General features: G+C 59.1%; 34 protein-coding genes. 32 read left to right on the top strand and 2 right to left on the bottom strand.

Annotated features, from left to right (window positions below; genetic code table 11):
- Positions 1 to 77 precede the first annotated feature (77 nt).
- From AC27KI_RS02085 to AC27KI_RS02130, 10 genes are all read left to right on the top strand, one after another.
- Positions 78 to 482 carry a hypothetical protein gene (locus AC27KI_RS02085; RefSeq protein WP_284402769.1) on the top strand — a complete coding sequence of 135 codons (405 nt, stop codon included), beginning with the start codon at positions 78 to 80 and terminating at the stop codon, positions 480 to 482.
- Between the two features lie 59 nt (positions 483 to 541).
- Complete coding sequence (locus AC27KI_RS02090; RefSeq protein WP_284402770.1) at positions 542 to 1,126, top strand: hypothetical protein; 585 nt, start codon at positions 542 to 544, stop codon at positions 1,124 to 1,126.
- A 42-nt stretch (positions 1,127 to 1,168) separates the two neighbouring features.
- On the top strand, positions 1,169 to 1,765 hold the full coding sequence (locus tag AC27KI_RS02095) for a hypothetical protein (protein ID WP_487112326.1): 597 nt from the start codon (positions 1,169 to 1,171) through the stop codon (positions 1,763 to 1,765).
- An 80-nt stretch (positions 1,766 to 1,845) separates the two neighbouring features.
- Positions 1,846 to 3,042: a PFL_4669 family integrating conjugative element protein gene (locus AC27KI_RS02100; RefSeq protein ID WP_487112328.1), complete on the top strand. Its 1,197-nt coding sequence runs from the start codon at positions 1,846 to 1,848 to the stop codon at positions 3,040 to 3,042.
- A gap of 44 nt (positions 3,043 to 3,086) precedes the next feature.
- The gene (locus AC27KI_RS02105) at positions 3,087 to 3,635 is read left to right on the top strand and encodes a hypothetical protein (protein WP_487112330.1); all 549 of its coding nucleotides are present in this window, start codon (positions 3,087 to 3,089) and stop codon (positions 3,633 to 3,635) included.
- A gap of 79 nt (positions 3,636 to 3,714) precedes the next feature.
- Positions 3,715 to 4,182, top strand: coding sequence for a single-stranded DNA-binding protein (locus AC27KI_RS02110; protein ID WP_487112332.1), 468 nt, complete (start codon positions 3,715 to 3,717; stop codon positions 4,180 to 4,182).
- Positions 4,183 to 4,265: 83 nt separating this feature from the next.
- The gene (locus AC27KI_RS02115) at positions 4,266 to 4,607 is read left to right on the top strand and encodes a hypothetical protein (protein WP_487112334.1); all 342 of its coding nucleotides are present in this window, start codon (positions 4,266 to 4,268) and stop codon (positions 4,605 to 4,607) included.
- 47 nt (positions 4,608 to 4,654) lie between these two features.
- Positions 4,655 to 5,005, top strand: a complete 351-nt coding sequence (locus AC27KI_RS02120) for a hypothetical protein (RefSeq protein ID WP_284414779.1) — start codon at positions 4,655 to 4,657, stop codon at positions 5,003 to 5,005.
- Between the two features lie 94 nt (positions 5,006 to 5,099).
- Positions 5,100 to 7,040 carry a DEAD/DEAH box helicase gene (locus AC27KI_RS02125; RefSeq protein ID WP_487112336.1) on the top strand — a complete coding sequence of 647 codons (1,941 nt, stop codon included), beginning with the start codon at positions 5,100 to 5,102 and terminating at the stop codon, positions 7,038 to 7,040.
- A gap of 20 nt (positions 7,041 to 7,060) precedes the next feature.
- Positions 7,061 to 7,324, top strand: coding sequence for a hypothetical protein (locus AC27KI_RS02130; protein WP_487112338.1), 264 nt, complete (start codon positions 7,061 to 7,063; stop codon positions 7,322 to 7,324).
- A gap of 251 nt (positions 7,325 to 7,575) precedes the next feature.
- Here AC27KI_RS02130 and AC27KI_RS02135 read toward each other — a convergent pair whose 3' ends face one another.
- Positions 7,576 to 8,553 (bottom strand): hypothetical protein, encoded by a 978-nt coding sequence (locus AC27KI_RS02135; RefSeq protein WP_487112340.1) that lies wholly within the window; start codon positions 8,551 to 8,553, stop codon positions 7,576 to 7,578.
- 551 nt (positions 8,554 to 9,104) lie between these two features.
- Between AC27KI_RS02135 and AC27KI_RS02140 the strand changes: the two genes are divergently transcribed.
- From AC27KI_RS02140 to AC27KI_RS02155, 4 genes are all read left to right on the top strand, one after another.
- The gene (locus AC27KI_RS02140) at positions 9,105 to 10,043 is read left to right on the top strand and encodes a hypothetical protein (protein WP_487112342.1); all 939 of its coding nucleotides are present in this window, start codon (positions 9,105 to 9,107) and stop codon (positions 10,041 to 10,043) included.
- A 16-nt stretch (positions 10,044 to 10,059) separates the two neighbouring features.
- Positions 10,060 to 10,569 (top strand): hypothetical protein, encoded by a 510-nt coding sequence (locus AC27KI_RS02145; RefSeq protein ID WP_487112344.1) that lies wholly within the window; start codon positions 10,060 to 10,062, stop codon positions 10,567 to 10,569.
- A 248-nt stretch (positions 10,570 to 10,817) separates the two neighbouring features.
- On the top strand, positions 10,818 to 11,627 hold the full coding sequence (locus tag AC27KI_RS02150) for a hypothetical protein (RefSeq protein ID WP_487112346.1): 810 nt from the start codon (positions 10,818 to 10,820) through the stop codon (positions 11,625 to 11,627).
- 415 nt (positions 11,628 to 12,042) lie between these two features.
- The gene (locus tag AC27KI_RS02155) at positions 12,043 to 12,270 is read left to right on the top strand and encodes a hypothetical protein (RefSeq protein WP_487112348.1); all 228 of its coding nucleotides are present in this window, start codon (positions 12,043 to 12,045) and stop codon (positions 12,268 to 12,270) included.
- Between the two features lie 549 nt (positions 12,271 to 12,819).
- Here the strand turns inward: AC27KI_RS02155 and AC27KI_RS02160 are convergent.
- Positions 12,820 to 13,734, bottom strand: a complete 915-nt coding sequence (locus AC27KI_RS02160) for a DNA-binding protein (protein WP_487112350.1) — start codon at positions 13,732 to 13,734, stop codon at positions 12,820 to 12,822.
- Positions 13,735 to 14,067: 333 nt separating this feature from the next.
- On the opposite strand from AC27KI_RS02160, the gene AC27KI_RS02165 reads away from it, so the two are divergent.
- The 18 genes from AC27KI_RS02165 (at position 14,068) to AC27KI_RS02250 (ending at position 26,530) form a co-directional block, all read left to right on the top strand.
- Positions 14,068 to 14,826: a DUF3577 domain-containing protein gene (locus AC27KI_RS02165; RefSeq protein ID WP_487112352.1), complete on the top strand. Its 759-nt coding sequence runs from the start codon at positions 14,068 to 14,070 to the stop codon at positions 14,824 to 14,826.
- Positions 14,827 to 14,956: 130 nt separating this feature from the next.
- Positions 14,957 to 15,190, top strand: coding sequence for a hypothetical protein (locus AC27KI_RS02170; protein WP_487112354.1), 234 nt, complete (start codon positions 14,957 to 14,959; stop codon positions 15,188 to 15,190).
- 17 nt (positions 15,191 to 15,207) lie between these two features.
- Positions 15,208 to 15,474, top strand: a complete 267-nt coding sequence (locus AC27KI_RS02175) for a hypothetical protein (protein WP_175537852.1) — start codon at positions 15,208 to 15,210, stop codon at positions 15,472 to 15,474.
- A gap of 365 nt (positions 15,475 to 15,839) precedes the next feature.
- Positions 15,840 to 16,454, top strand: coding sequence for a DUF3275 family protein (locus AC27KI_RS02180; protein ID WP_487112356.1), 615 nt, complete (start codon positions 15,840 to 15,842; stop codon positions 16,452 to 16,454).
- A 528-nt stretch (positions 16,455 to 16,982) separates the two neighbouring features.
- Entirely contained in the window at positions 16,983 to 17,399 is a 417-nt protein-coding gene (locus tag AC27KI_RS02185) for a hypothetical protein (RefSeq protein WP_487112358.1), read from the top strand.
- Positions 17,400 to 17,510: 111 nt separating this feature from the next.
- On the top strand, positions 17,511 to 17,822 hold the full coding sequence (locus tag AC27KI_RS02190) for a hypothetical protein (RefSeq protein WP_487112360.1): 312 nt from the start codon (positions 17,511 to 17,513) through the stop codon (positions 17,820 to 17,822).
- Between the two features lie 231 nt (positions 17,823 to 18,053).
- A complete protein-coding gene (locus AC27KI_RS02195) occupies positions 18,054 to 18,374 on the top strand; it encodes a hypothetical protein (RefSeq protein ID WP_487112362.1) in 321 nt (106 codons plus the stop codon).
- Between the two features lie 78 nt (positions 18,375 to 18,452).
- Positions 18,453 to 18,737, top strand: coding sequence for a hypothetical protein (locus tag AC27KI_RS02200; protein WP_284414810.1), 285 nt, complete (start codon positions 18,453 to 18,455; stop codon positions 18,735 to 18,737).
- Positions 18,738 to 18,752: 15 nt separating this feature from the next.
- Complete coding sequence (locus AC27KI_RS02205; protein WP_272552844.1) at positions 18,753 to 19,241, top strand: DUF7673 family protein; 489 nt, start codon at positions 18,753 to 18,755, stop codon at positions 19,239 to 19,241.
- Positions 19,242 to 19,369: 128 nt separating this feature from the next.
- Positions 19,370 to 20,494: a DUF6094 domain-containing protein gene (locus AC27KI_RS02210; protein WP_487112365.1), complete on the top strand. Its 1,125-nt coding sequence runs from the start codon at positions 19,370 to 19,372 to the stop codon at positions 20,492 to 20,494.
- 223 nt (positions 20,495 to 20,717) lie between these two features.
- Positions 20,718 to 21,155 (top strand): hypothetical protein, encoded by a 438-nt coding sequence (locus AC27KI_RS02215; RefSeq protein ID WP_284402793.1) that lies wholly within the window; start codon positions 20,718 to 20,720, stop codon positions 21,153 to 21,155.
- A 260-nt stretch (positions 21,156 to 21,415) separates the two neighbouring features.
- Complete coding sequence (locus AC27KI_RS02220; protein ID WP_284402794.1) at positions 21,416 to 21,829, top strand: hypothetical protein; 414 nt, start codon at positions 21,416 to 21,418, stop codon at positions 21,827 to 21,829.
- A 124-nt stretch (positions 21,830 to 21,953) separates the two neighbouring features.
- Positions 21,954 to 22,265, top strand: coding sequence for a hypothetical protein (locus tag AC27KI_RS02225; RefSeq protein ID WP_487112368.1), 312 nt, complete (start codon positions 21,954 to 21,956; stop codon positions 22,263 to 22,265).
- A 13-nt stretch (positions 22,266 to 22,278) separates the two neighbouring features.
- Positions 22,279 to 22,509, top strand: coding sequence for a hypothetical protein (locus AC27KI_RS02230; protein ID WP_487112370.1), 231 nt, complete (start codon positions 22,279 to 22,281; stop codon positions 22,507 to 22,509).
- 108 nt (positions 22,510 to 22,617) lie between these two features.
- Entirely contained in the window at positions 22,618 to 23,058 is a 441-nt protein-coding gene (locus AC27KI_RS02235; protein ID WP_487112372.1) for a hypothetical protein, read from the top strand.
- Positions 23,059 to 23,176: 118 nt separating this feature from the next.
- A complete protein-coding gene (locus AC27KI_RS02240; RefSeq protein WP_487112374.1) occupies positions 23,177 to 23,467 on the top strand; it encodes a hypothetical protein in 291 nt (96 codons plus the stop codon).
- A complete protein-coding gene (locus AC27KI_RS02245; protein ID WP_487112376.1) occupies positions 23,460 to 24,101 on the top strand; it encodes a hypothetical protein in 642 nt (213 codons plus the stop codon). Before AC27KI_RS02240 ends, AC27KI_RS02245 begins: the two co-directional genes overlap by 8 nt.
- A gap of 92 nt (positions 24,102 to 24,193) precedes the next feature.
- Entirely contained in the window at positions 24,194 to 26,530 is a 2,337-nt protein-coding gene (locus tag AC27KI_RS02250) for a DEAD/DEAH box helicase family protein (protein WP_487112378.1), read from the top strand.
- The last annotated feature ends 101 nt before the right edge of the window (positions 26,531 to 26,631 follow it).

Consider the following 26,631-nt stretch of genomic DNA (forward strand, 5'->3'; position numbering starts at 1 on the left):
ACGTGGAGCGTTTTGCACCAACCTGTTCCTAGGCCACTCAATTCACTATTTCATCAACTCAATAAAAGGGAAGAACCATGGCAAAAAAGATAACGAGCGAACGCCTGTTTGTGGAGCTTTTGCACCGTCTGGGCAAGTACAGCGATGCATTGATGCTTCATACCGCGCTGCGGGAGCAAGCAGATGTCGCCGAATGGAAGACAGCAGTCACTCAAGTTTCGCAGTTCGCTCTGGACGGCCAGATCAACAAGTGGCAGGCACAGCGCGCACTGGACCGTCTTACCCAGCTGGGCCTGATCGAAGTGCGTATCCACACCAAGACCGCAACCCACATCAAGGTGGACCGCGATGCCGTCATGGAACTGCTCCAGCAGCCCGTGTCGAGCCAGTTGCCCGGCATGCGCGGCAAGGACTTCGCGTTCCTGCAGGCCTGGAACGACTCTGCCGCCGCCGCTGCGAGCGCCGTCGAGGATGCGTCGTGATGCGGGGCCTGCGTCTTTCTCAGTCGTCCGTATGGTCTCTCTTGCCGCTCTTGGGATTGATGAACGAGGCCAAGGCACAACCGGCGATCGCCACGGCGATGAACGCCCCGAAAGTCCAAAATACTGAAATAACGTTGAGTTTCATTTGCGGTCCTGACGGGCTGTTCCTGATTCACGATGCCTGGCTCATGCTCTTCATGCCTGCGATGATGGTCCTGGCATGGGGCGCCATGGTACTTGCCGACCTCATGCACTCCACAGTCAGGCAGCAGCTTCAGTCCTCCACCTTTGCGAAATCCAACGGAGCATCCTCCCTGTTGTCGGGACTGACTGGGGTCTCGGTCCGCGCCATCCTTGTCAGTGCGCCTTTGCTCGCCGTGTTCTTGCTTGTGTTCGCCACCGGACAGGCCGAGACCTCCACTGCCACCCTGCATGCCATCGGCACTTGCACAAACGGCGTTCTCCAACTTCACACGAGCTGGTTCTTCTTCGCTCTCGGCTCCATCGTGCTTGCCGTCTGGCTCGCCAGCGCTCTGCAGCTTCCTCGAGGCCAGTCCATGTATCGCGCCGCGTACCGCCCTACCGATGGTTCGGCCCACGGCAATCGACTCGCATCGTCCAGCCAGGCACGGGAGGCACCGTAATGCTGGGCCCTGTTTGCACCAGATCAGCGATCGCCTCGCTTGATGACCTCTGTCACCTTGACAACCAAGATTGCAATCTCCGCCACAGCCAGTAATCCCAGAAACCACAAGAACGGCCCAATCATGTCCCCAACAGTTTCTTTGCTCAGCATTTGTTCTCCCGATGGTGTATTGAAGGTCTTCGACGTCTGGCTGGCCATGCTCGCGCCGAGCATCTTCATCATGGCCCTGGGCGCCATCACCATCCGCAACGTCGTCGACGAAGTGTGCTGGCACCTGGCACGCCGCAGCGCTTCGCGGCGCGCGGATGGTAGCCGATCGCTTCCTGCACTCCCCAAACCCCGGATGACCGCACTGGTGGCAAGCGTGCCGTTGCTGGCCCTGCTGGCTGGCCCCCTCGCCTGGATGCTCTGGACCGACCGCATCGAGATCGGCTCTGCCACCCACACCGCCGTCGGCCTGTGCACCGAGGGCGCGCACTTCATCGGCTACTACCCCATGCTGGTCCTGGCCGGCGGCATCCTCGTTTGCCTGCTGATGGCGCGCTGGTTCTTCGACCACGTGTTCGAGCCTTGCATGGGCTGGATCGCCACCTCGATCGTTCGCCGCATCGTCCCCGGCACACCGACCAATCACTGAGGGCATCCAGCCATTCAATCGTCTTCGTCTCGCACCCCTCATCGACAACCCCTCTCACCCCTCGAATCAAGGAGGACCCCATGGCCACCAGAGCCGCAAAGAAACCCGCTTCACCGACTGCCATCGCCGCAGCCACCGCGGCCACCGTTCCCGCACCCGTCCAGAACAGCACGATCCTGGCACCGCCCCGTTCTCGCCTGACCTTCTCCACTGAACCCAAGTCGCCCTTCCAGGATGGCTACTCCATTTCGGGCGAAGAGGCGGTGCTCGCCGAGTTTCTCGCGGGCGACATGTCCGAATCCGACCCGCTGTACGACCGCTACGTGGAACTGGAAGACCGCAAGGATCGCCTGGAGCGCATGCAGGCGGACTTCCAGACCCGCCGCGGTGCCGACCCGCTGGTTGCGCCCAAGGAGTTCTTTTCCATGCTGGAGGTGGGCAATCTGGTCGATACCGATGTCGACCAGATGTCGGTGCACACCAAGGAAGCCATCCGCATGTTCATGGGGCGCACCCGCGAGCCGGGCAAGGAAGCGGCTCCCATCATCGGCGGCAAGCGGATCGCAGCCGCGCTGCGCAACCTGTGGATGCTCACGGCCAACGACAACCCCTATGCCGACTGGGCGCTCCTGCGGCACGAGGAATCCATGCAGCAGGTCCAGCGGCGGCTGGCCCGCGAATCCAAGGACGCCCTGGGCGTGCTGGAGGAGCAAAAGCGCAAGGGCCTCACCTATTCGCTGCTGCAATCGTCTCAGCCGCAGGTGCTCAACCTGGGCTTTCGGTCGCCTTATGGCTACGCTGTCTCCAGCCTCATCGTGGACTTCGATCACTACGTGCGGGTGCAAAAGACGCTGGCGCGCAAGAACCTGCGCTCGGACGACCAGACGCGCCAGTCCATCTCGGAGATCACCCGGTTCATCCGCCGCGTCTTCAACGAGACCGCGCGGTTCGATCGCTGGCTCACGCGCGAGGAAGTCCGCGGTCTGTGCCGGGCGGATTTCGTTCCGGAGGCTGGCGGGGAAGCCAGTTCGCAAGCAGCCAAGCGCCTGGAGTTCGCCACCGAGGTGTTCGGCGCGGTGCCGGCCGACGTCTTCACCACCAAGCTGCAGCCACGCCATTCGCGCCGCCGCATCCAGATCAGTGCCGTCGAGCGCCAATTGCTGCAGACGGTCGGTGCCAGATTGGCCAAGGCCGAACAGGCCGATGGGTCTGCAGTCTCCCTGGATGCAGCTGACGGAACTGCCCAAGGCGCGGAACCAGCAGAGGTCGCTCGCTGATGCCATGGTCCGGCCTCTGGGGCACACCCGCGAACCGCGCTGACTTGACCGCCGTCGTTGATGAAAGGGCTGTGGTGGTGAAAGGGCGTGTGTATGAAAGGGCCGAACAACCCACGTCGCAAGTGGAGCGTGTTGTCAATTCGGTCGAGTGGGCGCGCGAATCGCTCAAGGACGAGACGTGTCAAGAACGAGCTGACACAAAGGCCTTTACGGGTAAGGGCACCCGCCAGGAGCTGCGCCAACTGATCGCCGAGATCGACCGGCTGGAACAGGCCATGCGTGAACTGGCAAGCGTTGTCCGCCAAGTTCCTGGCGCATCCATCTATCTGATGCTGCACCACAAGCGCTCCAACGGCTACACGTTCCTGCGCTGGCGCGAACTGGGGGCCGGCAAGCGGCACCTGTCCTGGGCCGATGTTCAAGCCTTGCTGCGATCGCGGGAGGCCAGCGCCCGTGCCTGGTACGGCCAGGCCACCGAGCAGGCCCTGTCGCTCAATGCCCAGCACCTGACCGCGCGCAAGCGCATCCGCGCCCTGCGTTTCATCCTCACCCGGGCGCAGCAGCCGGTGTACGCACGCCGGATTCCCGGATGACTGATTCCCGAATGACTTCCAACCGCCCCTGGCCTGGTGCAGCCAGGGATCGGTCAATCAACGCACTGTGGAGAAATTGATGCAGAACCTTTTTATCGGCAAGGGCAACCTGGCCAAGCCGCCCACGCTGGAACGCAACATCTCGCGCAGGACTGGCGAGGAGTTCATCGTGGCCAAGATGCGCGTGATGTTCAGCCGCTATGGGCAAAACAATGATGGCGACTTCGAGCAGGTCGGCGGCTTCTGGCGCGAGGTGGAGATCTACGGCAACAAGGCCGAGGCCTGCGCGAGGTTCCTCAAGACGGGCGCGCGCGTCCTGGTGGTAGGCGAGGAGCGCGACTTCATGGCCAAAAACGAGGCCGGCGACGAGGTACAGGTCATCAAGATCGTGGCCGAGGACGTCGCGCTGCAACTGTCGCGCATCGAGTCGATCCAGTTCACCCCATCCCGTGGGCAGCAGCAAGTGCCCAACCCAGGAAGTGACCAAGGCGGTTACCAAGGCGATTACCAGAGCCAGCCGCAGGAATTCGACGAAATTCCCATGTGACCCTCAGCGCTCAGTAACTCACCTTTCCGGGAAAACGTCGCCAATATTAGAAATTAATTCAACCGGAAATATAGGAGTCGAGTATGAGTAAAACAATCGATGGAGTTCAGAGAGAGGATTTACTCGGGAAATTCGATGAAAAGTCCTGGCGCGAGGTGTGCGAAAAACTGGCCGACCAAGCCGCCAAGGGATGCGGTCTTTCCCATGATTATTACGTCACACGCTTCAGCGCTGAAATCAACATTGCATTGAAAAGTATTCCTGCGGAGTTTCATGCACAGGCAAAAGAAGCAGCGCAATATTTCGACTATGCGTCGATCGATGAAATACAGGAAACCGAGCAATCGAATGCCGATAACGGATTTTGTGCCCATGGCATAGATGACGACTGCTGTCCTTTCGGTTGTGGAGATCGCGGTGGCTGAGTTCAACAGCCAGACCATTGGCCTTGCACAACCGACCGGAGTCGACCATGAATACTGAATCAGCACGAGAACTTCAAGCCATCGATGCGCAGGGGCGTTTCGACGAGGGCGCATGGCGCAATATCTGCGCGCGCATCGCCATTGCTGCCTCCAAGGACTGCCGTCAATTCTTCGATCAATACGTCAAGGTTTTCAGCGCCGGGGTCGATGCGCTGCTTAAGACCATTCCTTCCGAGTTTCACCCAGCGGCCTTGAAAATCGCCGCACAGTGGGACTATGCCCAAACGCCCAGTGATATAGCCAGGGGTATTCGCGAACACAATCGAGCGGTTCTGGAGCGGATTCGGGCCCATGGTCTATCAGACTCATCTGATTCGAATCAGAATGCTGAGCGTTGATTAAATGATTACCGACCCAAGAACCGGGAATGGACTGACGCCCGAGGTCGAAAGCGCTCTGGCATTAGCGCCCATTTCCCTGCGCGCTCCAGACTTGCTGATCCAGGCCATCTCGGATGGCAGGCGCATTGGCCTGCAGCTGCATTACATGGCTGGAATGGGGCGCACCCTGCAGCAAGCCGGCGCCTGGTGGGTCGCAGGCCGGCGCATGTGGGCGCTGGAGCAGGCCGATCCCGAGCAGCTGGTGCATTGGCTGCGCGCGGTGTATCGCGGCCAGCATGTGGACCTAGACGATGCGTTGCCGCTCCTACGCGCTGCCGTGGCCTCTCCTGAGCCGGACTACTTCGCGCAGTTGCTCAATGTGCAGATCTTTCCGCTTGCCAAGGGCGATATGGCCCGTGGCCGGCACGCGGTGAGCTTCGCCTATGACGCGCCCTGCGTGCGGGTCGTCAAGGCGCTGCAGGGGCATTTCCATCGCCATGCAGCGGCTTGGCAGGTGCAGGGCACTGCCTTGGAGATCCTGGATGCGCTGAGCCAGTTCGCAGGTGTTGCGTCCGAGTTTGTCTTCGTCCATGAGCAGCCGGTCGTCCTGGAGGACCTGGTGGGCTCCACCTCGCAGGCCTCGCCCATCCAGGTGCCCGCTGCCCGTCCGGAATTCGGTGACAGTGGCCCGGGCGAAGCCAAGGGCGTGGCGTTCATGTCGGCCGAGCTGGATGACGGCGTGGACGTGGATATCGACGAGACCGAGCTGGCTCGCATGGCTGTGCATGCCGGGCTACGCGACTACCAGGTCGCCGGTGTCCGGCACCTGGCCTCGCAGACGGGCGCATGCCTGGGCGATGACATGGGCCTGGGCAAGAGCCGCCAGGCCGTCGTGGCCACGCGCATGGCTGCGGGGGAGGGCAGGGTGCTCATCCTGTGTCCTGCGTCGCTGCGCATCAACTGGGAGCGGGAGATCCGGGCGGTGTACCCGGATGCGATCGTGGGCATGGTCGGCGAGGACCGTATGGCCACCTTGCACGGTTGCGAGTGGATCATCGCCAACTATGAGCGCCTGGGAGGCCTGGTGCGCGAGACGGATCTGTCGTTCGCGGTGATGGCGGTGGACGAGGCCCACTACCTGAAAGAGCATCACGCTGGCCGCACGCGCAATGCGTTCATCATGGCCACGCGCATCCCGCGCCGGTATGTCATCTCGGGCACGCCGCTCTTGAACCGCGAGATCGAACTGCACACACTGCTGCGGCTCACGGGCCATCGGCTGGGGCAGATGCCGCTGAAGGACTTCCGTGGTCAGTTCACGGGCTCGCGCGAGAAGAGGGCGCTGCTCGCAGGGGCCCTCAAGGGGTGGATGCTGCGCCGGCGCAAGGACGTTCTCAAGGACCTGGGAACCAAGAGCCGCCAGGTGCGGTACATCTCGCCAGCCGAAGGCCTGGGAGCCTACAAGGCGATCCACGATGACATGGCGCTGCAAGCCATGCCCAAGATCACCAAGCTGCGCCAGGCCCTGGAGGCGCTCAAGACACCCTTCCTGATCGAGACGGTGGAAGGGCTGTCCGACGGCGACAAGATCATCGTGTTCTGCGAGTACATGGCGACGGTGGAGGCCATGAAGGGCGCCTTCGCTGCGGCCGGCATTCAGTGCGTGACGCTGGTGGGCAGCGACTCGGCCACCAAGCGCCAAAAGGCCATTGATGCCTTCCAGAACGATCCAGCGGTCACCGTGTTCATCGGCACCACGTCCGCGGCCGGCGTGGGCATCACGCTGACAGCGGCGAACTACGTGGCTTTCGCATCGCTGCCCTGGACGCCGGCACTCATGCGCCAGGCCGAGGACCGGGCCTACCGCCTGGGGCAGCTCCGCAACGTCATGGTCATCGTGCCGCTGATCGCAGGCACCCTGGACGAGGGCGTCTGGAAACTGCTCGATCGCAAGCAGGAGACCGAGCGCGACGTGGTGGAGTCGGAGATGGCTGGACCAGGTGGTGCAACGGCTACTGCCACCGAGTCACCCTGGCTGGCCGCGGCCGCGTAGGACCGGAACAGGGGTTTCCCATGGTGCCACCGGATCACCGATGCGAGGAGTTCGAGCTGGCAGCAGATGCCTGGGAGTGGCTGCATATCGAAGGGTTCGGAGCGACCTGGGATCACTTGGTCTTCGCGCATCCGGATGGGCGCCAGGCCCGCCTGTTCCTGCCGCAGGGCGAGAGCACGGACGAGACGGCGTCGATCACGATTTTTGAAATCCGAGTTAAGCGAACTGGCTTCGGTGGCGAGGATTACCGCCGCAACCCTTTTAAATCACGGAGCAATCGATGAAAAAAAACCGATCCACAGGAAATCGACCATGGCAAGGTCTACCGCGTCAAGGGATGCCCGCATTGCGGCGCCAAGCCGGTTTTATATTTCAAAAGCTATTTCTTTGCACTCGATTGCAATGAGCACAAGGACTTTGATGTCCGATCGGTCATGTTCATTTTTCCAGAAGAAAACAAATCGCGAGGCGAACATGTCGCAGAGTTAATTGCGGCTTGGAATGATGATGCGGACTACCTAGCTATGGGTGGAATTCAAAGCACACTGGAATCGAGGCGCTCTTTCAAAATAACCCTAAGCACCAAATGATTTAAATCATCAACAATCAGATCCCATCGCGCGAGTTTTTCTGAATATTCGAGTCGCCCCATGCAATACATCTTCAAGTATTTTCTTCTACCGGAATCAAGTACCTCATCCACCGAGTGCTTTAAGAATCTCCCATAGCGGTACTCTCGAAGAATTTCCGGAGAGATATAGCACTCCACGGGTTCCCCCTCGCGTTTATCGAAGAATATCAACTTGAATCCATAGCCGTATCTTGCCACCCTTCTTATGCCTCCATAAGTTATGGTACTGGCGTCCGATTTTCCAATCCATTGAAAATATTTTCGATACGTTGTTTCACCATGCCCTACGATCTGCAGGGGCAATGCCTTGAATTCAGCTTCAGATAAGTTGTGTGCTGCATCAAGATAACTATCGACAAGGCGGTCAAGATCGCTGGTGCGATTCTCGCCGATGACATCGCCGTTTCTTGTATTTCCTCTTGTGTGGCCGCCATCGGCAGAACTTGAGCCACAGTTTGCAACAGTGATTGGCATCGCTGATGTCGCTGCGGCAGTAGCCCTACTTCGCGGATCGAAGACTGTAATCAAATCAGTCATCTTTCTGCGAGCCATGCGCTGAAGCGCCTCTTGCGGCGTTTCATCCAGAACTGGCTTAATCTCCTCAGAATTCACTAGCCATTGACATTCCGGATGATGATCGTCCTTGCTTCTGAAGTATGGAACGACATATTTCTTCTTTTCCTCAGCTGGAGATCTGTAATTTGCACCAATAATGGAAACTCGTTTGGACAACGTGAGACAAGCTGGATCGTGGCAGTAGAATGTGAATCGGGCTGGAGGAGATTCCAGACTCAAATACTCGCGAAGCGCTTGTGTGATGGTGATTTCTTCACCTACCTCAACACACCAAGCCTTGAGAATTTTCGTGATTTTTTTAGTCAATGGGAGGGTGCTCCTGATTTGTGGTTGGATGGGGTGATGCGGGTTAGCTCGTGCAAGGGCAATGATCCCGCATCAAATCTACCACGGAGCACTCTCCCACCCTTTGAGGTTTCCACCACACAGGTATTCCTGTTTGACCCAATGGGTAATCACGAATGACTTACCTGCGTGCTTAAAAGCCGCTTGGAAGCTGCGGATGAACGATGACATAGCGCGCACACCATAGTCGTGATGGCGACTGAGTTGCGTGACCTGCGGGGCCGCAGTGACAGCTGGCCAATGCCCGGCGCGATCAGCTATACAAACAGCGGCGCTTGGTGGGGATGACGGCCGTGTTCTTCGGTGTCCAAGGGTTGATCAGCGCTGCTCCCGTATGAACGCCACAGTGGAACATTCCGGTGCGCCAAGTCGCTACCAGCCGTTCCGCACAAAAGATGTATGCCATCCAGGTCATTGAGCAATCAAACACCTTGTTGCATCCTGGCGTCCATGCCGTTTCTGGTAGCGGTTAGCATCCGCCCCCAACAAAAACGAAATCCTGGGGGGTTTGAATGAGCGCAGAACTTGCGGCGACGTTCTTCAACGTCGGCTATGGGCAGACCTTGGCACAGTCCATGGACAAGAATCAGGTAGACGTCCTGGTGCTGACACAGGGGCAGTACATGAGCATCCTGCAGGACAAGGCCAAAGGTAATGTCGCCCTGGAATTCAACCTGCGCAAGATGCTATCCGGCTCAACATTCGGCCAATATTGGCAGCAGACGTTCAGTCCCAATGCGGGTGAGCCGTGGGTGGGGCCAGTGGCGCAAGGCGCCAACGATGCCCTTGCCATCGGCAAGACGCTCAACGCCATCGGCATGGCCGGGATCGGCGCTTACATCAAGACCACGGCGACCGGCACATACATCATCATCAAGGGGTACTCGGCCCGGCGAAGCAGCGCCCTGCAGGGCACACGGTATCTGGCGACCAATCCCAAGATGCTGCAACTGGGTCTTGGCATGAAGAGCCTGCAGGGCATCGCAAAGGGCGGCTTCATGCTGGGTGTGGTGGTATCCACGGGCATTGAAGTGATGGACTTCATGTTCAACGACGAGAAGACCATGTACGACCTGGTCGGCGGTATCGGAGTGGAGGCGGTCAAAGGAGGCCTGGGTGCGTTGGTCGCCTACGGACTTGGCGCATTCTTTGGAGGAATGGTTACTACCGCTGCCGTGCTTCCGCTGGTCTTCATGGCTGTTGTAGCCGTAGGCGCAGGCATCGGCCTGAATGTGCTGGACCGTGACTACAAAATTAAGGCCAATGTGATTGCGGCTCTCAAGACCCTTCCCGAAAACACTGCTCAAGGTCTCTACTACATTGACACCAAGGTGCAATCCTGGCAGGACGAGTTAAGCACCGCGATTGAGCAAAAGAAGATGGAGATGGGGCGTGCGATTGACACCGGCGTTAAAGATTGGCTTTGCCGAATCTCCTGCAGACGTTATTAGCCATTCGAATCACCTAATGCACAACATTCAAAAAATCCGGCACGGCTTGGTATGGGGCATTCCGCTTTGCTTGGGAGTCGCTGCAGGCTGCATACTTATGATTTTCCATGAGATCATTCCGACACTGAGAGCAGTCGTTTCAATAGCGCCCGTGGTCAGGGTTTCTCCTGCGGCACAGTTGGCACCATTCATCGGCATTACTTGCCTTATCGGCATGGTGGTGGCTTGCATGCGAGCAATTCCCTGCAGCGACCGTGCAATCAAGAGTTCAGAGCGTGTAGCCAATATTGCGGTGATTGCCAGCGGGGTGGCCTTGTTGATGGTGCCTGTGACTGCGGTGAGTGTGAGGTATTACATGCCGAGCGTCGGCTACACAATCTGTGCGGATTTGGAGGACAACCCCAGTATATGGTTCACCGACTGGGTGCGCGATCCAGCCTGGTGTGTCAGAGGCAAGAGCCTTAATTGGGTAAACGAGCAGGCGGATAAGACCACCCAGGGCATTACTCCTCAGCCGTTGACTTGAGCATTCCGGTAATGTAATGATGACCAGTCAGTCCGGCACCATGAACACCTGCAGCAGGTATCCCCCGTCCATGGTCGCAAGCGGCCAGAAGCAGCCGTTCTACAGCGAACTATGAGCCAGGTTCGGCAACTGCGCCGGCTATGGTTGAGGGCTTCGGATGATCTTGACAATCCATCACACTCACTCACTGCAAAGGGAATATTCATGACCTTACGTGTAACGTTCGACACTAACGTTTTGGACTACGCATGCCGTCCCGAGCGTTTTCCCAAAGACCCACGCAGCCTCAGCTTGCAAATGTTCGTGATGCGCTTAGAAGCGGGGCGATCCAGGGATTCTTTTCGGTCACGCTGCTCACGATCGAAGGGATCATGAACAGGGACCGTCCAGTGGTATATGAGAGCACCACGCTTACCACAGTCCGGGAAGACCCGAAGATAACAAAGAATGCGGATCTGCCGGACGCGATCCGATCTTTCGTTGGAGACGGCGATTTGGAGACGCACTCGATCAAGCTAACTGTCAATCAGCCTGCTCGCCAAGAAGTGCACCAAGAAGTCAAGGCACGTGTAGCAGCGGCTCACGGGCTTGGAGTCCGTGTCCTAAAGGCGGTACCGCGAATCGGTGCCTATAAAATCGACGACCCTGACAGGAAGTTCTATCTGGATAATGGCACAGGCGAGAGCTTAGCTCTCTGGATCAACAGGGCGCACCAAGTATCCAATGCTATTGAAGCCAAAGGACTCGGCATCGCACAACTCAAGAAGCTTGGTTCTGAGCTGTCAATGAATCACTCGCTAGACACTTGGTTCAGTGCACTAACGAAAGCACAGGACATTCACGTACAGCGCAAAATCGAACGCGCCTTCGCCGAATGGGCGGACGCTGATTCGATCGCCTCCCATATCGCCTACGGCATTGACGTATTCTGCTCCAATGATGTTGGTAATAGTAATGCGACTAACTCAATCTTGGATGTCAATAATCGGGCGTGGCTTACGCAGACCTATGGTGTCCAATTCATGACATTCGACAATCTCTTGGCTGCGTTGACGTAACCAAGATGGATTTGGGTGTGCCAATGCCAACGTTGCCGCTAATGCAAGTTGAACTGTGCTTCGAGGAACGGTGCTTACCGTCCGCTGCGGGCCCTGAGGCGCCCTCGAAAAAACAGCTCCCGGAAGCTGCCATTGACTTGCTGCACGCGGTGATTTGAAATCCCGGTGGATACCTTCAGGCGAGCTACAGTTTGCCGATTCGAAACTCGCCGGCTTTCGCAAATTGTTATACCGCGATGCTCAAAGAGACCAGTCCCTAAAAATTATGCTACAGCATCCCCAGTAAAAACCAGCACCCAGAATATTCGACACGACCCGGACTAAATAGTATATTTTGCAGTACCCATCACATTAGCCACGAAGGATTATTTTGATATACGCAGATTTATTTAATTACATCGCCAATATCACTTCGGTGATAGCTTTTTTATTCGCAGGTTATCAATTTTTCCAGTGGAGAAAGCAGCAGAGACATAGCCTAGAGCTTGAATCCATTCTCAGCATGGAAGATAGATATGAACTTCTTATCACATCCAACATGAAAATTTTTGCAGATCTTAAAAAGGCAGAAGAAATATCAAAAGATTCTGCAGGGAAAACATCGGAGGAAAAATTAAAAATAGATTTTTGGTTAAAGAATTAATTTCGTGAGTCCGTCATAACTGCTCAACACTACGCGAATGAGTGCGCAGAGAAATACAGCCTCGCATGTTTTAAAGTAGAACGTCTCGGATTCGATGTGAAAGAAACGGATGAATTGCAATGCAAATGGATTGTCGATAAATTTAGATCATTTATAGAAAATGAAATTTCGACTGAAGAAGTTGCAAATCAAATATCAGCAATGAAGATAAGGGCACGTGACAGATTCACAGTCCTCAGAAAGACATGAGTAACTCCGCTACGGAGTGGTTCGAGTCCACCCAGCCAATGCTCTGCCGCACGCGCCCCGCATAACCGATGAGGCTTAACTCGAACGGTGTGCGCCCGCTTTCATCTGACGCCACAGCTCGCTCTTGGCCGAGTTCTGCGCTAGAAGGGCTCCTGGACGGTGCGGCTGGCGAGCTGTCATTGGTGCCGGCGGAGTGGTTAGATCGGAATGGACTCAGTGTTCTGGTGCGCCCGGCATACGCAGTTGACTCACTGACCATTGCGATGCCCGCAGATCTCATGGCAGCTTTGCTACCGATGATTACGTCTTTGAACGGGGATGCGATGCCAGGGCTTCAAGGCGGCCGCGCAGCGTAGCGGCTTCCTCCCGTGCTTGGTCGCGCTCGGCCTGGGCCGCTGTCAGCCGCTCGGCTTGGCGCAGAGCCTCGGCAGCGAGGGTCTTGCGCTGCTCCTGGTGCAGCTGGGCCGCCACCTCCGCGCCGGCCTGCAGCTTGGCCAACTCCGTGCGCGCCTGATCGGTCGACAGATGGGCCCGCTCGAGATCCGCACGCAGTTCATCGGCCCGCCGCTGGATCTCCGTCGTGCGGCTCGTCGCCCCGGCCAACTCGGTGCGCAGGCCTTCGATCTGTGCGGCATGGGCCTCGACCAGGGCCTGGGCCTTGTCGCGCTCGGCCCGCGCTTGCTGGGCGTCGCCATGGGCGCGATCCAGTTCGGTGCGCAGTTCGCCGGCACGGGCATCCGCCTGGGCCGCGCTCGCATTCGCCACCGTCAGCTTGTTCCGTAGATCGTCAGCCTCGGCCCTCGACGTGGCCAGCAGTTCCTGGAAGGCGTCGCTTCGGGCCTTGGCCTCATCCAGTTCTGCAGCGAGCGCGTTGGCCAACTCCTCCGCCTCGAGGCGCGCAGCCTGCGCCTGGTCGCGCACGACTTCCAGGTTATGTCTCTCCGCGGCCAGCCGGCCGTTGGCCGTCTCCAGGGCCAGGGACCACAGGTCGCCCGCCAACTCCCCGAGCTTGTCGGTGAACGCCTGCGGCGCCGGCTCCACGGCAGGCGTCTTTCGCGCAGTCTGCCGGGCGCGCCACTCCACCATCGCCTCGGAGATGGTCGTGAAGCTCCCACTGCCCAGTTGCTTGCGCACCGCCGCCAGGGTGGGACTGGCGCCCGCCGCGTCCAACTCGTCCGCTACCGCAAAAATCCGCTCTTTGGTAATCGCTGCCATTAGGTGCTCCCGTGGTTGTTTGTATGTTGTAGATTGTACGATACTACAAAATACAACTGATGGTATTTTTAGCCTGCGCACGGCTGGATGCCTCAGCGCGCAGAGGCATCTTGACAATCAAGGTCGGTTTGAATAACGTTCGCACCGTGAACCGCCGCAAGGCACCACGAAGCGCCTCAACTCCTGACAGGCGCGCGAATCGCCCCCCAAGGTCGATTCCGGAGTACCTTCATCCTCGTAACCCGGACAGGGAAATCATGTTTCCCTGTCCTCTGCCGCAAGGCTGTGGGTTGGGTGCGTGATTTCCTCAAGTTCATCTTTTTGGAAATCACCATGACTGCAACCACCCAAGGCAACGACTATTTCAATCTGCATACCAACGGCATCGGTTACCTCAACCGCGTCCGCTGGGTTGAAACCAAGAATGGCGGCCGCCGTGCCGACACCTTTCTGGCATGCAGCATTTCCGCCTTGCGTGGAAATGCAGACAAACCTGACTACACCTACTTCGATCTTCGGGTCAGTGGGGACGAAGCCATCGACATGGTCGAAAGACTGGGGGTCGATGTTCGGGAACAGCGCAAGGTCGTCGTGTCCTTTCGGATCGGCGACATCTACCCTCACCTGTACGAACGCGATGTGCTGGATCAGAACCGTCGCAAGACGGGTCAAAAGGAGATGGCTACCCTCATCAAGGGGCGCCTGCTTCTGATCAACAGCATCACCATCGACGGCGAGAACGTGTACCGCCGTGAGGCGGATGCACCTCAAGACGACCTGCAACCCGGTTACGACGAACCGTCGCAAGGGGAGGGGGGCGATCAAGAGTGGCACGAGCCAGAGCAAGAGCAAGAGCAAAGGCTGGAGCAACCGGCGCCAGCGCCGGCGGCACGGCCTGCAGAGCGCTCCGCGCAGCACGCTGCCCAGCAGCCACGCCAACAACGTGGCCCAGTGAACCGCCCACCGGCTCCACCACGGCACCCACAGGCTGCCCGCCCACCCGCTGCACCTCCTCAAGGAAATGCAGCGTACAACGCGGGCTATGCAACGGGAAGGGCTGTCCGCAGGACCGTCGATTCCACCCCTGCCTGATTCGCCATAAGCCCTCAAACCCCTGAACCTGCGTTGCAGGCAAGGGGGTTTTCTTTTTTCTTCCATCCCCTGGGGACCACCGATCCCCAGTGGGGGCAGGTGTCCCTTTTTTTCACGAAAGGCATACACCATGAACCAAGCTACTACCGTCTCCAGCACAGCACCCACTCTCCAGGGACATTTGGCCAAAGAGTGGTGCGGCAAGCTCCTGCCCCTGCAGGTTCTGCAATCACAGCGTGGCTACTACGTCGGCACCGCCGGTGAAGACGGCCTCTCTCGGGAGTCCAACGAATACTTTCGGACCGACGAACTCGCCCGGCAGGCCCTGCAGGACGGCAACTGGACCCAAAAGCAGGAACCCTGATGATGCAAATGCTTGACATGAACTTCACCCCCGACGAGTTGCGAGAGATCAATGACGCATTGAGCACCGCTGTACAGCGCATGCTCGACGAAGGTCAGACGCCTCAAGAGATCGAGTACCAGGCTTTGGCCATCGCGTGGTTCGCACAGCGAAAGTGCGTCGAGAAACTGCTGCCTGGTGCCGAGCCAGATTGGCTGATCGAACGCGATGAACAGGTGAAAGCTGCCGTTGCGTCTCCCAAATGTCGGAGCGAGCCTCAAACCGACGAAACGTCTATGCACTGATGCACGGAAAGTGCGAGGGCGAGTTTGACTCGCCTTCAAAAGCGCGTATGCTTTGCACCGTTTTGCGAGTGTTTACCGGTACCACTGGAATAACCGGAGCTGGTTCGCCAGCACATGAGGCACGTCAACCCCTGAAGCGTGCACGCTCTTCGGAGCTGGGGTTCCTGTCGGCATGGACCGCTGAATCGCACACCTCAAAAGTCCGCTAGTGCCCAGCCTGCCAGGTCGCAAGCCTGTCAGACATTCAAAGCCCACTGCATCCCACCTGCCTCGGCAGGTGCGGTGCTTTCTTTTCTATACCCGCCGGGACCCGTCTCCCCGCGGGTGGACGGTGGCCCGCGCACATCGCGAAAGACCACCAGCAAATGATCAGAGTTGACGACGCGACTTTGCGGATCAAGAAAATCCGCCAGAGCCGCAACGGCGCCTTTTGCATCGCGGACCTCACCACGAATTTTGGAGAATTCAAGGTAAAAGACCCGCTCCTCGACCAGTTCGAGGAAGGGGAATACAGAGCCACCGTGTGGGTCAGCGAGATCTACCTGTCGCAGTACATCTCTTTCGGCAAGGGAGTCACGGAAATCCGTGCCCGTTTGCATGACCTGCAAGTCGTCTCCCAGGACCGACTTCCCGCCGACCGCACACCCACTGAACTCGATCCACTGGACGAGCCCACACCCGTCAAGGTCCAGCCCAAACCCTCCGAGTCAACCAAGGAACAGGGCAGGGGAGTCACAAAGAACGCCGACAAGCGTTGGGACGATTTCAAGAAACCCCGACCTGCGCCGGCCCCAGAGTCAGTCGAAGCCGTGGACGAAGGATTGTTCGATGCGGACCTTCTCGAAGCCATTGAGCGCGCAGATCCGCTGAAGCTCGATCCCACGGTGGACCGGGCTTTGCTGCGGTCCCAGGCCGCATGGCTGCGCAAGCAAGGGTACGACTTCGATCCCAAGCTGCAGACCTGGTTCGCCAAGCGCTGATCTCCGCGACGTTCCAACAGGCCGCCCTTCAGGAGGGCTGTCCCTTGGCCGCTCTAGGAGCCCAAGGGACAGCCCTTCGCTGCTTGCAGCACGGACTCTGCTCTCAACTGGGTGGCGGCAACCTGATGTGCCGCGGCTTTGCGGAAGAACCCATGCGTTCACCGCGCCATTACTCGGCCACCTGGACCTTCACTCGCGGTGGCCCGCCTGCGCAACACGACAGGCCCTAACGGGCCCGTCCATACCGCAGCGAGGAGGTATCCGTTCAAGACTCATTCCAAGCCAGTGGAATCCGAAAGAGGGGTTCCCCCAGCAGCCGGTACATGGCTGATGAGGGAAACCATTTCCATCCAACCGAAACGATGGTTTCAAGCAGGCGCGTTCAACTCTGAAAACGTGCCAGGCCGCGCAAGCAGTCCGAGTGCAGTCCTTTCTATCAACCCACTGCGGGCGCCAATGCCCTGCGAGGGGGTTCGCGCTCTCGGTCTTTCTACAAGGAGCAAAAGAATAACTACCCAGTCACCTTTCATGACCCATCGTGCCAAAGTGCTTGGGCATTACAGCACCGCCTATTGGCTGCGTGATGTTGTCATGGCGTTACACAGCGGTGGCACCCATCCCGTTGGCTTATCGCGGTTGACGACCACGGATGAGGCGCACTTCACGGCGTTCAGACAAATGGTGGATCACTACCGCCGCGTCGGCGAAAACGATCCTGCATTGCATGCGCTTGTTAGCGATATCGAGGCTCGATTTGAAGAAGAACGATCGGCACAGGAGCGCAGCGACCGTCTCTATGCATGGAACGCGGAAGCACGCGGGCATCTGCGCACTTTGGGGCGTCCTTCCGATGTTGTGGATGACCGCTCCGACTGGTTCGAAGAGCGTTTTGACTTGGGGCGAACACCCGTAGAAGCGGTGACGGAGTTCGCGGCACTCGAATGATCCAGTCGCCCGGGCCGCGAATTCGGGACGAGTGCAGTTCTCTTTATCAACCCATCGGGGACATCGATCCCTGCAGGGTTCCGGTCGTCCCCATCTTTTATCGGAGACGACATGTACGACACGAATCGTGGCGGAATTAACGAGCTGGCACGCCTTCACAGGGAAGCGCCTCAGTTCCCTGTTCCATTGACCAAACAAGCGCGCACGCAAGTGGCGGCGCTCCTGATGCGCCACGGCGAAGCGGTGGTGGGAAGCACACTATTGGTTATCGCCAAAGACCGATGTTTCTCCACACCGCAGAACTGCACCGGCTTTTACATACTCGGCCTGTCGGACGATGTGTGCGCAGCGGCCAGCACAGCGGATCAGGCAGGCATTGAGGAAGCGATTCGATGGGCTGAAGCCGAACCTGTCTGGTCGTGATCGATCCCTACGGAACCCAGATGGGTTCCCCCAACAGCCGCAGTTCGGCTGATGAGGGAAACCATTTGAGTCAAACCAAAAATGGTTTCGAGCAGGCACGTTCAACTCTGAAAACGTGCCAGGGCCGCGTGAGCGATCCGAGTTCATTTCTTCATCCATCCACCCCTGCGGGACCACGGCCCGCAAGGGAACGTGCTCGCAGTTTTCTTGCAAAGGAGTAAACTTTTGAGCATGCCATCCACCATCGAACTGGGCTTGTACGAAGCGCTCACCGGCGCCGGGATTCCCCCGGACACGGCGCGCAAGGTCGAGCGGCAGTTCGAGTCAGCCATTCACGCCGGCACGGATGAGATTCGCGCAGAGATGCGCGACAAGCTCTTCACCAAAGTAGATGGTTCCGAGCTGGAAACACGTCTGCTGCGCGCCAGTGCCGAAATGGAGGTCCGCCTCCAGAGAAGCGTGGTCGATCAAACCCGCTGGATCATCACCAGCTTCTTCGGCTTTTCCGGCCTCACCATCGTGATCACGACGGCAGTCATCAAACTGCTGTAGGTCACTTCTTCTTTAAACCCGCTGGGGACTACCGTCCCCGCAGGGTTTCGGTCGTCCCCATTTTTCTTGGAGACGATCATGATTTCCCATTTTTCCCCCGTGCTTCCCCGATTGGCACAAGAGCAGCGCCAGCTATTTCACGCTGTACTGCGACAGTGGCTGACTGCAGCACCTGCACCGGAGTGCGACAAGCTGATCCTGGCGCGTGAACGCCATGCGCCAGGCCAGAGATGCTCCATGCTCACGCTGGTGCGCAGCTGCTTCATGCAACCGGCCTTGCGGGCCGACTTGCCAGAGTCGCTGGTCCACCTGCTCGTGCAACGTCAATGGCTGGCTCCTGCGCAACAGCGCAGAGCCGCCTGAGCGGGAGGGCGTGCCATGTCGAACAAGCACACCGTCGTGATGGTGCATGTACCCACGGGTTCGGAAGAGGCCTTCTTCAAGGTCTATGAAGAATTCGTGAATGCGCTGCGCATCAAGAGCGAGAAACCGCCACGTAAGCTCATGGAGATGTACTTTTCCCCGCCTTCGGACGAGGACAGGTATCAGCTGGAGCAGCGTGGAGTCGAGTCCTTAAAGGTCCTGCTGCGGATCGCGCAAGGTGAGGCCAGGCACGCCCGGTACATCGCCTGCTTTCTCGCGGGTCTGTACAACGGCGACCTGTTTGCCTTCAACCTCAACGATCTGCGGTGGCTCGATGAGTCGCTATACGCGCACGTGATCGCGGTACTCCATATGGACTGCCGACTGCGCAAGCAGGATGTCCCGCACTACTTCGACAACGGCGAAGTCCTGTGGGCCACCATGATCGCTCGTTGGGGCATCAAGGACGTGCTCACGCATCGTTCCCCACCTCGCAAAGGCTGAAACCCGTTGCGCCCCGGCTTGCATTCGTGCGAGCTTGGGCCCATGGCCCTTGTGCCATTTATCAACTACCCGGACGGGGCCATGCCCCACCGGGGCATCTCCGTCCCTCATTTGAAGGAGATGTGCCCATGGCATTGATGTTCTCGCGCCTGGCGCGCAATTTCGTGAAGAACGGGTACTTCCCGACCGACGATGAAACCCTCGCTCGCATTCAGCGTTTCATCACCCCTTGCGATCGGCCCATGCGACTGCTCGACCCGTGTTGCGGTGAAGGCGCCGCGCTAGCAGACCTACGCCACGGCATGCAGTTTGACAGTGGCACAGGTCCGACCATTGAGACCTTGGGTGTGGAGTTCGACCGCGAGCGTGCGTGGCACGCAAAGACCATCTTGGACCGCGTGCTGCACGCTGACATCCACGATGCGGTGATCAAACCCAGGTCCATCGGACTGCTGTACTTGAACCCACCTTATGGGTATGGCGTCAAGGACTCTGCCAACCGCAGCGATGCGGATAGCGATCGTGAAAAGGCTGAGCGCTTGGAGCGCACGTTTCTCAAGAAGACTGCCCCGTTGCTCATGCTCGGCGGCATCCTCGTGTACATCGCTCCGTTCTACGCACTCGACAACGAGATTCGCACCTACCTGGCACGCAACTTCCAGGATCTGCGGTTCTTCATGGCGCCGGAGCAAGAGTTCAAACAGTGTGTGATCTTCGGCACGAAATGCCGGCCGGGCCATCCCCGCAAGGATGTGCTGGACATGCTCGCGCAAGCCCAGGCCGGGGAACTGGCCCATCAAACATTGCCAGAGGAATGGCTCGACACGCCATACCAGGTGCCGCCGATCCAGGAGGGCAGTGAGATGGTCTTCCATGCAGTGCGCATGGATGCCGAGCAACTGGCTGACGAACTGCAAAAGCATCGCAACGGCCTGCTGTGGCCGAACTTCGAGGCTTGCTTCAATCAAGCGCGTGGCTCCCACCGCAGACCGCTGCGCGACATGACCCAATGGCATCTGGCGCTTGCGCTGGCAGCTGGCCAGGTCACGGGCTGCATCCGCTCCGCTACCGGGCGCACGTTCCTCATCAAGGGCGACACCTTCAAGAAGAAGGAGCGCATGGTCACGACCGAAGTGGACGACAAGGGCAAGGTCAGCGAGACGATCGTCATGCTGGACAAGTTCGTTCCGATCATCAACGCCATCGAGTTCACGCCGGACCACCGGTTGGGACAGGTCGTGCGGATCAGCTGACGCACGCATCTCAAAGAACCCACCAGATGGGTTCCCACAGCGGCCGCAAAGACGGCCGTTGCGGGAAACCATTTGCACCATTCATCAATGGTTTCAGGCACGTTCAACTCTGAAAACGTGCCCGTCTGCGATCAGCAGATGGAGTTCTTGTCAAAACCAATTCATCAACCCTGTGGGGCCTACCCACAGGGGATGGCTTCATGTTTCTCCGCAAAGGAAAGAAATGTTCATCAACACCGAGTACCGCCGCATGAACGGCCACTGCGTGGCTACCAGCGAAGGACTGACCGACCAACGGGTCGCGTTGTGGCTGGAGACGCGGCTGGACTATGACGGTCGCCTCATCACCTGGCTTTGCCGGGACGATGCGGCCTACGAGCAAAGCACCTGGACCTGCCTGGCCAACACCAGGATGCCGCCGTCGATGACGGAAAGCATTGCGGTCGCCTGGCAGCACGAGCGTGCCATGGCCGAGTTGCAGCGCATGGAAAACCTCCAGCCAGTGCATCCCGCACTGGCCATTGCCCGAAACGTGTATCGACAGATCGGGCTCGGGATCTATGTGCTGGTCAACCCGACCGTGCGTATGTTTTTGCGGCGTATGCGGCGCGTGCTTTTCCGGCGCGTGAGGCAAATGCACCGCGAGGCCTACAGGCCCTGATACCCGGCGCGCAGCGCCTCTTTCCTTGTCCTGGACAAGGCCAGAACCCATGCAAATGGGTTCCCACAGCGGCCGGACCCATGGCCTTTGTGGGAAACCATTTGAACCAATCACCAATGGTTTAAGGCACGTTCAACTCTGAAAACGTGCCCGCTTGGGCGATCAGCCAAGTGGAGTTCTCGTCAAAACCTTTTCATCAACCCTGTGGGGCCTCGCCCTGCAGGGGGTGGCTTCACGCCTTTTTGCAGGAGAGAACCACCATGGAAACGAAGATCTACAAGGACCGCGATGGCTGGAATGCCAAGACGGTCGTCCCCCTGGATGAACGGCGCGAGCTGGTCATCCGCACATCCCGTCGCCAGATCGGTGGCGGGCTGCTGACCAGCGCTGCGTGCTGGAGCGTCAATGCTGCCGGCTACCAGACCCATGCCATGGGTTTGGGCACTGGGTGCGGAGATTTCTCCACCCGCATCGTGACCACGCAGCCGCCGCGCATCACCGAAAAAGTGGTGGCGCAGCAGCACGAGATGGCCCTGCGCCAGATCGATGCCATCCGCCAGGCAGCGCAGTTGCACTACGCGGCCCAGGTGCAAGCCGAGACGGAGGCTCCGCAGCTTGACGTCGCAGAGCCCACGCAGCCGGTTGTCCACGCACCGAGCGCCATCGCTCGCTGAACGGCCTTGTGCTGACCGGCTTCGGCCGGCGCATTCAAACCGCGGCTGCTGCCGCAGCCCTTTCATCAACCCTTGGGGAACACCGCTTCCTCAAGGGGCGGTTTCCCCATTTTTGGAGAAGTCCATGAACGCTGTGTACGAAGCGCCGCAAGCGGCGCAATGCTTGCCCCGATTCCCATTGGGATCGACCGTGATGACGCAAGTTGTGAACGCCCTGGTCGCCGGCGGCCGGCTGAACCCCTATGTGCTTTTGCGCCGGCATCTGCTGGGCGACTGGGGTGATCTCTGTGAAGACGATCGCCGACTGAACGACCAGGCTGTGCGCCTTGGCAACCGCATCCTTTCGGCCTACCAGCTCGAAGGGAACACCACCGTCTGGATCATCACCGAGTGCGACCGCAGCGTAACCACGCTGCTGTTGCCTTCGGAGTATTGAGGGCGGCGTTGCCATGCCAGAAAAGCCGCTGACCAACGTGGAGCTGGTCGTCGAGATGATGGAGTACAGCCGTTACGGCGCGGTGGTGCAGCTGCTCATCGTGGAGGCGATCAGAAAGTATGCCGAAGCCGTCAGCCAAGCCGATCCCGCAACCTTCGACAGCCCATTCATCAATGGAGAGGTATGGGTCGCAGCTGCTGGGGAAGTACGGCAAAAGATGCAAGCCAACTATGGCTGGGACTGATCCCCAGCTTGATGCAGCCGACTGAGGTCGGCTGAACATTTCCACCACCCGTGCGGGGCCAGGCCCTGCACGGGACTGCCTCGCGCCTTTTTCCTGAAGGAGTCAAATATGACTAACGCAGTGCCCGTATCGGGCGCCAATTTCTGCCATTTTTGCGAATGTGAACTGGAAGCCGGGCAACTCGGTTCCTGCCCCCTATGTGCCAAGACCAGCAAGACCGGAAAGGCTCGGCTGTTCAAAGCCATCTGGGCGGCCGACGAGGTGTCGGTGGACTACTGCGAACTGGAGCAAATCAACCTGGAAGGGGGTGATCGCACGCCCTCATTCATGGTGACGGCCAGCGCACGGCGGATCGCAGTGATCGACCAGGAGATCGAGTTGACCTTCGGTGAGGACAGCAGCTTCGGCTTCTTCCTGGACATGGGTGGTGATCGCCATTTCCTCGTCGTGAACCTGATCAAGCGCGAACCGTTGACGCCTGCAGATATTGAGCGGATGGAGCACGAGTGCGGCATCGCGGCGAATGCGCAAATGAACCCACCACTTTGAAACGAAGCCACTTCGGTGGTCACTGTCTTTCAACAACCCTTGCGGGTCCAGTCCTGAAAAGGCTTGGACCCGCTTCTTTTTCAAGGAGTGAATCCATGGACAACACAGGACTCTCGCCATGCTGAGGATCGAGGAACTGGCGCAGGCCACCATCGCCAGCTGGTGCACATCCGGCCTGGCCGAATGCGTCACGGAGCTCGGCCTTCATCTGCATGAGCTACGCGGCGACAGGATCGCCTTCTCGCAAGAAATCGAGCGTGCAAGAGCGATCTATGCACAGCCATCGGACAACGACATTGAAATCGATGATGAGCCTTTCGTGGCACCAGCATCGGGTGGCGTGTGGATTGCCGCATGGCTTTGGGTGCCCGAGGCTGCATCAGCGCAGGGAGGTGACGCGCATGGCTGATTCCAACGGGCTCTACCGCATCGAGGAGTTCCCAGAGATCTTCGTGGACGCGTGCCTGAGAGACAGCGAAGGCCAATTCATGTTCCTATCAATCTACGGCCGGGACGGCTCCATCATGCAGTTCATCGCAGCGATGGAGCTGGGTGACCAGGAGCGGGGCGTGCAACGCTTTCACCTGGTGAACGCCGCCGGCGAGCGACATCCGGTGGACGTGGGCGGCACCGACCGCCTCACCAAGCATGCCGGCAGGTTGCCCAGGCAGAACCTGTTCGGTCCGTTGAGCCAGATGTGGGTGTTCGACAAGCGTCTGCAGCAGCCTGACCGCGCCAATCGGATCGCCTGGGTGTTGCACCAGGAGGGCGGCGCAAAAGCGTCTTTCGACGGCGGTCCCGTGACCAACGTGACGCTGCAGGATCGTGTGTGGAAGACCATCGTCGGGCTATCTCCCGTCGCATTGCTGGACCACTGGCGGCAACCCTTGCTGACCTGGTGTGAAAACAAGCACGCCACGCAGGCCTTGGGTGACGCGATCTATCCCGCCATTGGCCCTGTACAGGCTGTTCGCGTGAGCCTGACGGATCACTTCGTCGGCTTCATCAAGGATGGCTTGAAGAACCGCACCTTGACTCTCTGATCCCGTGGCCATCCGGCCACTCACTTTGCAACCCGCGCGGGGAACTGGCCCCCCGCTGGTTCTCCGCATTTTTTCGTTCAAGGAGAACCTCTATGCAAACCGTCAATGCCTCTCTTGCAGAAATCCCTGCAGTTCCTTCCACTCCTGCAGCTGATGCTGCCCAACCCTTGACCCAGGACGGCTTCGACAACATGGCCCTGGCCAACTTCATCGAAGAGTTTGGCGACGGGCTGCTGGCCCAGGTGCGCTCACAGAACCCGCCGATCTACGATCCGGCACGAGATGAAGGGCAGGGTGCCTGGCAAGCCCGGCAAAGCATTCTTGACTCGCTCAAGCGCAAGCCCTTCAAGGCCCAGGCCGACGCGGTTCATGCCGCCGTCAAGCTCTTGGTCGATCACGATCAACCCGCTGCCGTCATCAATGCGGAAATGGGCACAGGAAAGACCATGATGGCCATCTGCGCGGCCGCGCTGCTGCAGCGCACACATCCGCGCACGCTGGTGATCTCGCCGCCGCACCTTGTGTACAAGTGGCGGCGCGAGATCCGCGAGACGGTGCCTGACGCCAAGGTGTGGGTGCTCAATGGTCCGGACACGCTGCGAAAGCTGCTGATGCTCCGCAAATCCCTGGGCCTCAAGACCAGCCAGCCTGAGTTCTTTGTGTTGGGCCGGGTGAGGATGCGCATGGGCTTCCATTGGAAACCTGCGTTCGTCACACGGCATCAGAAGGTGCATGACCAGGTACTCGTTGTAGCAGCGTGCCCCGATTGCCTCACGCCAATCACGCGCGACGACGGCGAAGGTCATCCGATGCCCATCTCTGCGGAACTGGCAATGGTCAGCCTGGGAGACCGGCGAGGCAAGTGCGATCACTGCGGAAGTTCACTGTGGACGCTGATGCGATCGGGTCGGCCGATCCAGTCGATGCACGACCTGGTGCTGGGCGCGCTCAAGCAGATGCCGACCATCGGAGAGAAAACCGCCCGCAAATTGCTGGGCATCTTTGGCGAAGACGCATTGGGCGCCATGTTGGGCGACAACGTGTACGAGTTCCTGAACCTCATGGACGGCAATGGCGAGCTGGTGTTCAGTGATCGGCAGGCCACGCGCATGGAGCGCTCGCTGGCCAACTTCGAGTTCAGCATCGGCGAGGGCGGGTATCAGGCCACCGAGTTCGTGAAGCGCTATCTGCCCCGCGGCTACTTTGGCTTGCTGGTCGTGGATGAGGGCCATGAGTACAAGAACGAGGGCTCTGCACAGGGCCAGGCCATGGGTGTGCTGGCCAGCCAGTGTCGAAAGACACTGCTGCTGACCGGCACGCTGATGGGCGGCTACGCTGACGACCTGTTCCACCTGCTGTGGCGCCTGAACCCGGCAAGTCTGATCGAGGACGGTTTCAAGCCATCCAAGAGCGGCTCGATGGGGCCCGCCGCCATGGGCTTCATGCGCGAGCACGGCATCTTGAAGGACGTGTACAAGGAGTCCAGTGGCACCTCCCACCGGACGGCCAAGGCCAAGCAGATGACGGTACGCACCAGCAAGGCGCCGGGCTTTGGCCCGGTCGGCATCATGCGGTACGTGCTGCCCGTCACGGTGTTCCTCAAGTTGCGAGACATCGGCCAGAAGGTGCTGCCTCCCTACCAGGAGCAGTTCATCGAGGTGCCGATGGGCGAAGTGCAGAAGGATGCTTATGAGCGTTTGACCAGGGTCTTGGTCAGTGCCCTCAAGCAGGCGCTGGCCATGAAGGACAGCACCTTGCTGGGCGTCGTGATGAACGTGCTGCTGGCCTGGCCAGACTGCTGTTTTCGCACGGAGACGGTCAAGCACCCGAGAACGCGCGCGACGCTGGCTGTTCAACCGGCGGTTTTTGCCGACAGCGAACTTGCTCCAAAAGAGTTGGAGTTGCTGAGGATCTGCCAGCAAGAGAAGGCACAGGGGCGCAGGGTGTTGGTTTATTCGGTGTATTCGGGCACCCGCGACACGACAGCGCGCTTGAAGACGCTGCTGGAAATGCATGGCTTCAAGGTGGGCGTGCTGCGCGCCAGCGTGGATGCCGCCCGCCGTGAGGACTGGGTGGCCGACCAGGTAGAGAAGGGCATCGACTTGCTCATCTGCAATCCCGAGTTGGTGAAAACTGGCTTGGACCTGCTGGAGTTCCCGACCATCGTGTTCATGCAGAGCGGCTACAACGTCTATACCGTCCAGCAGGCGGCCAGGCGCTCCTGGCGGATCGGGCAGAAGTTGGCGGTGACGGTGATCTTTTTGGGTTATGCCGGCAGCACCCAGATGGACTGCTTGCGGTTGATGGCCAAGAAGATAGCGGTGTCGCAATCGACGTCAGGCGACATGCCCGACTCAGGCCTGGACGTGCTCAACGATGCGGGAGACAGCATCGAGGTGGCCCTCGCCAAGAAACTGCTGGCCGATTGACGGGCCGGCTCCTGAAAGCCCTGTCCCGGTTTGCGGGGCAGGGCTTTTCTATTGGCGCGCTTGCCGAGTGGCGCCCAACTTTCCTTGATGTTGAGGAACGG

This window comes from Acidovorax sp. KPB24-03 (assembly GCF_057546605.1).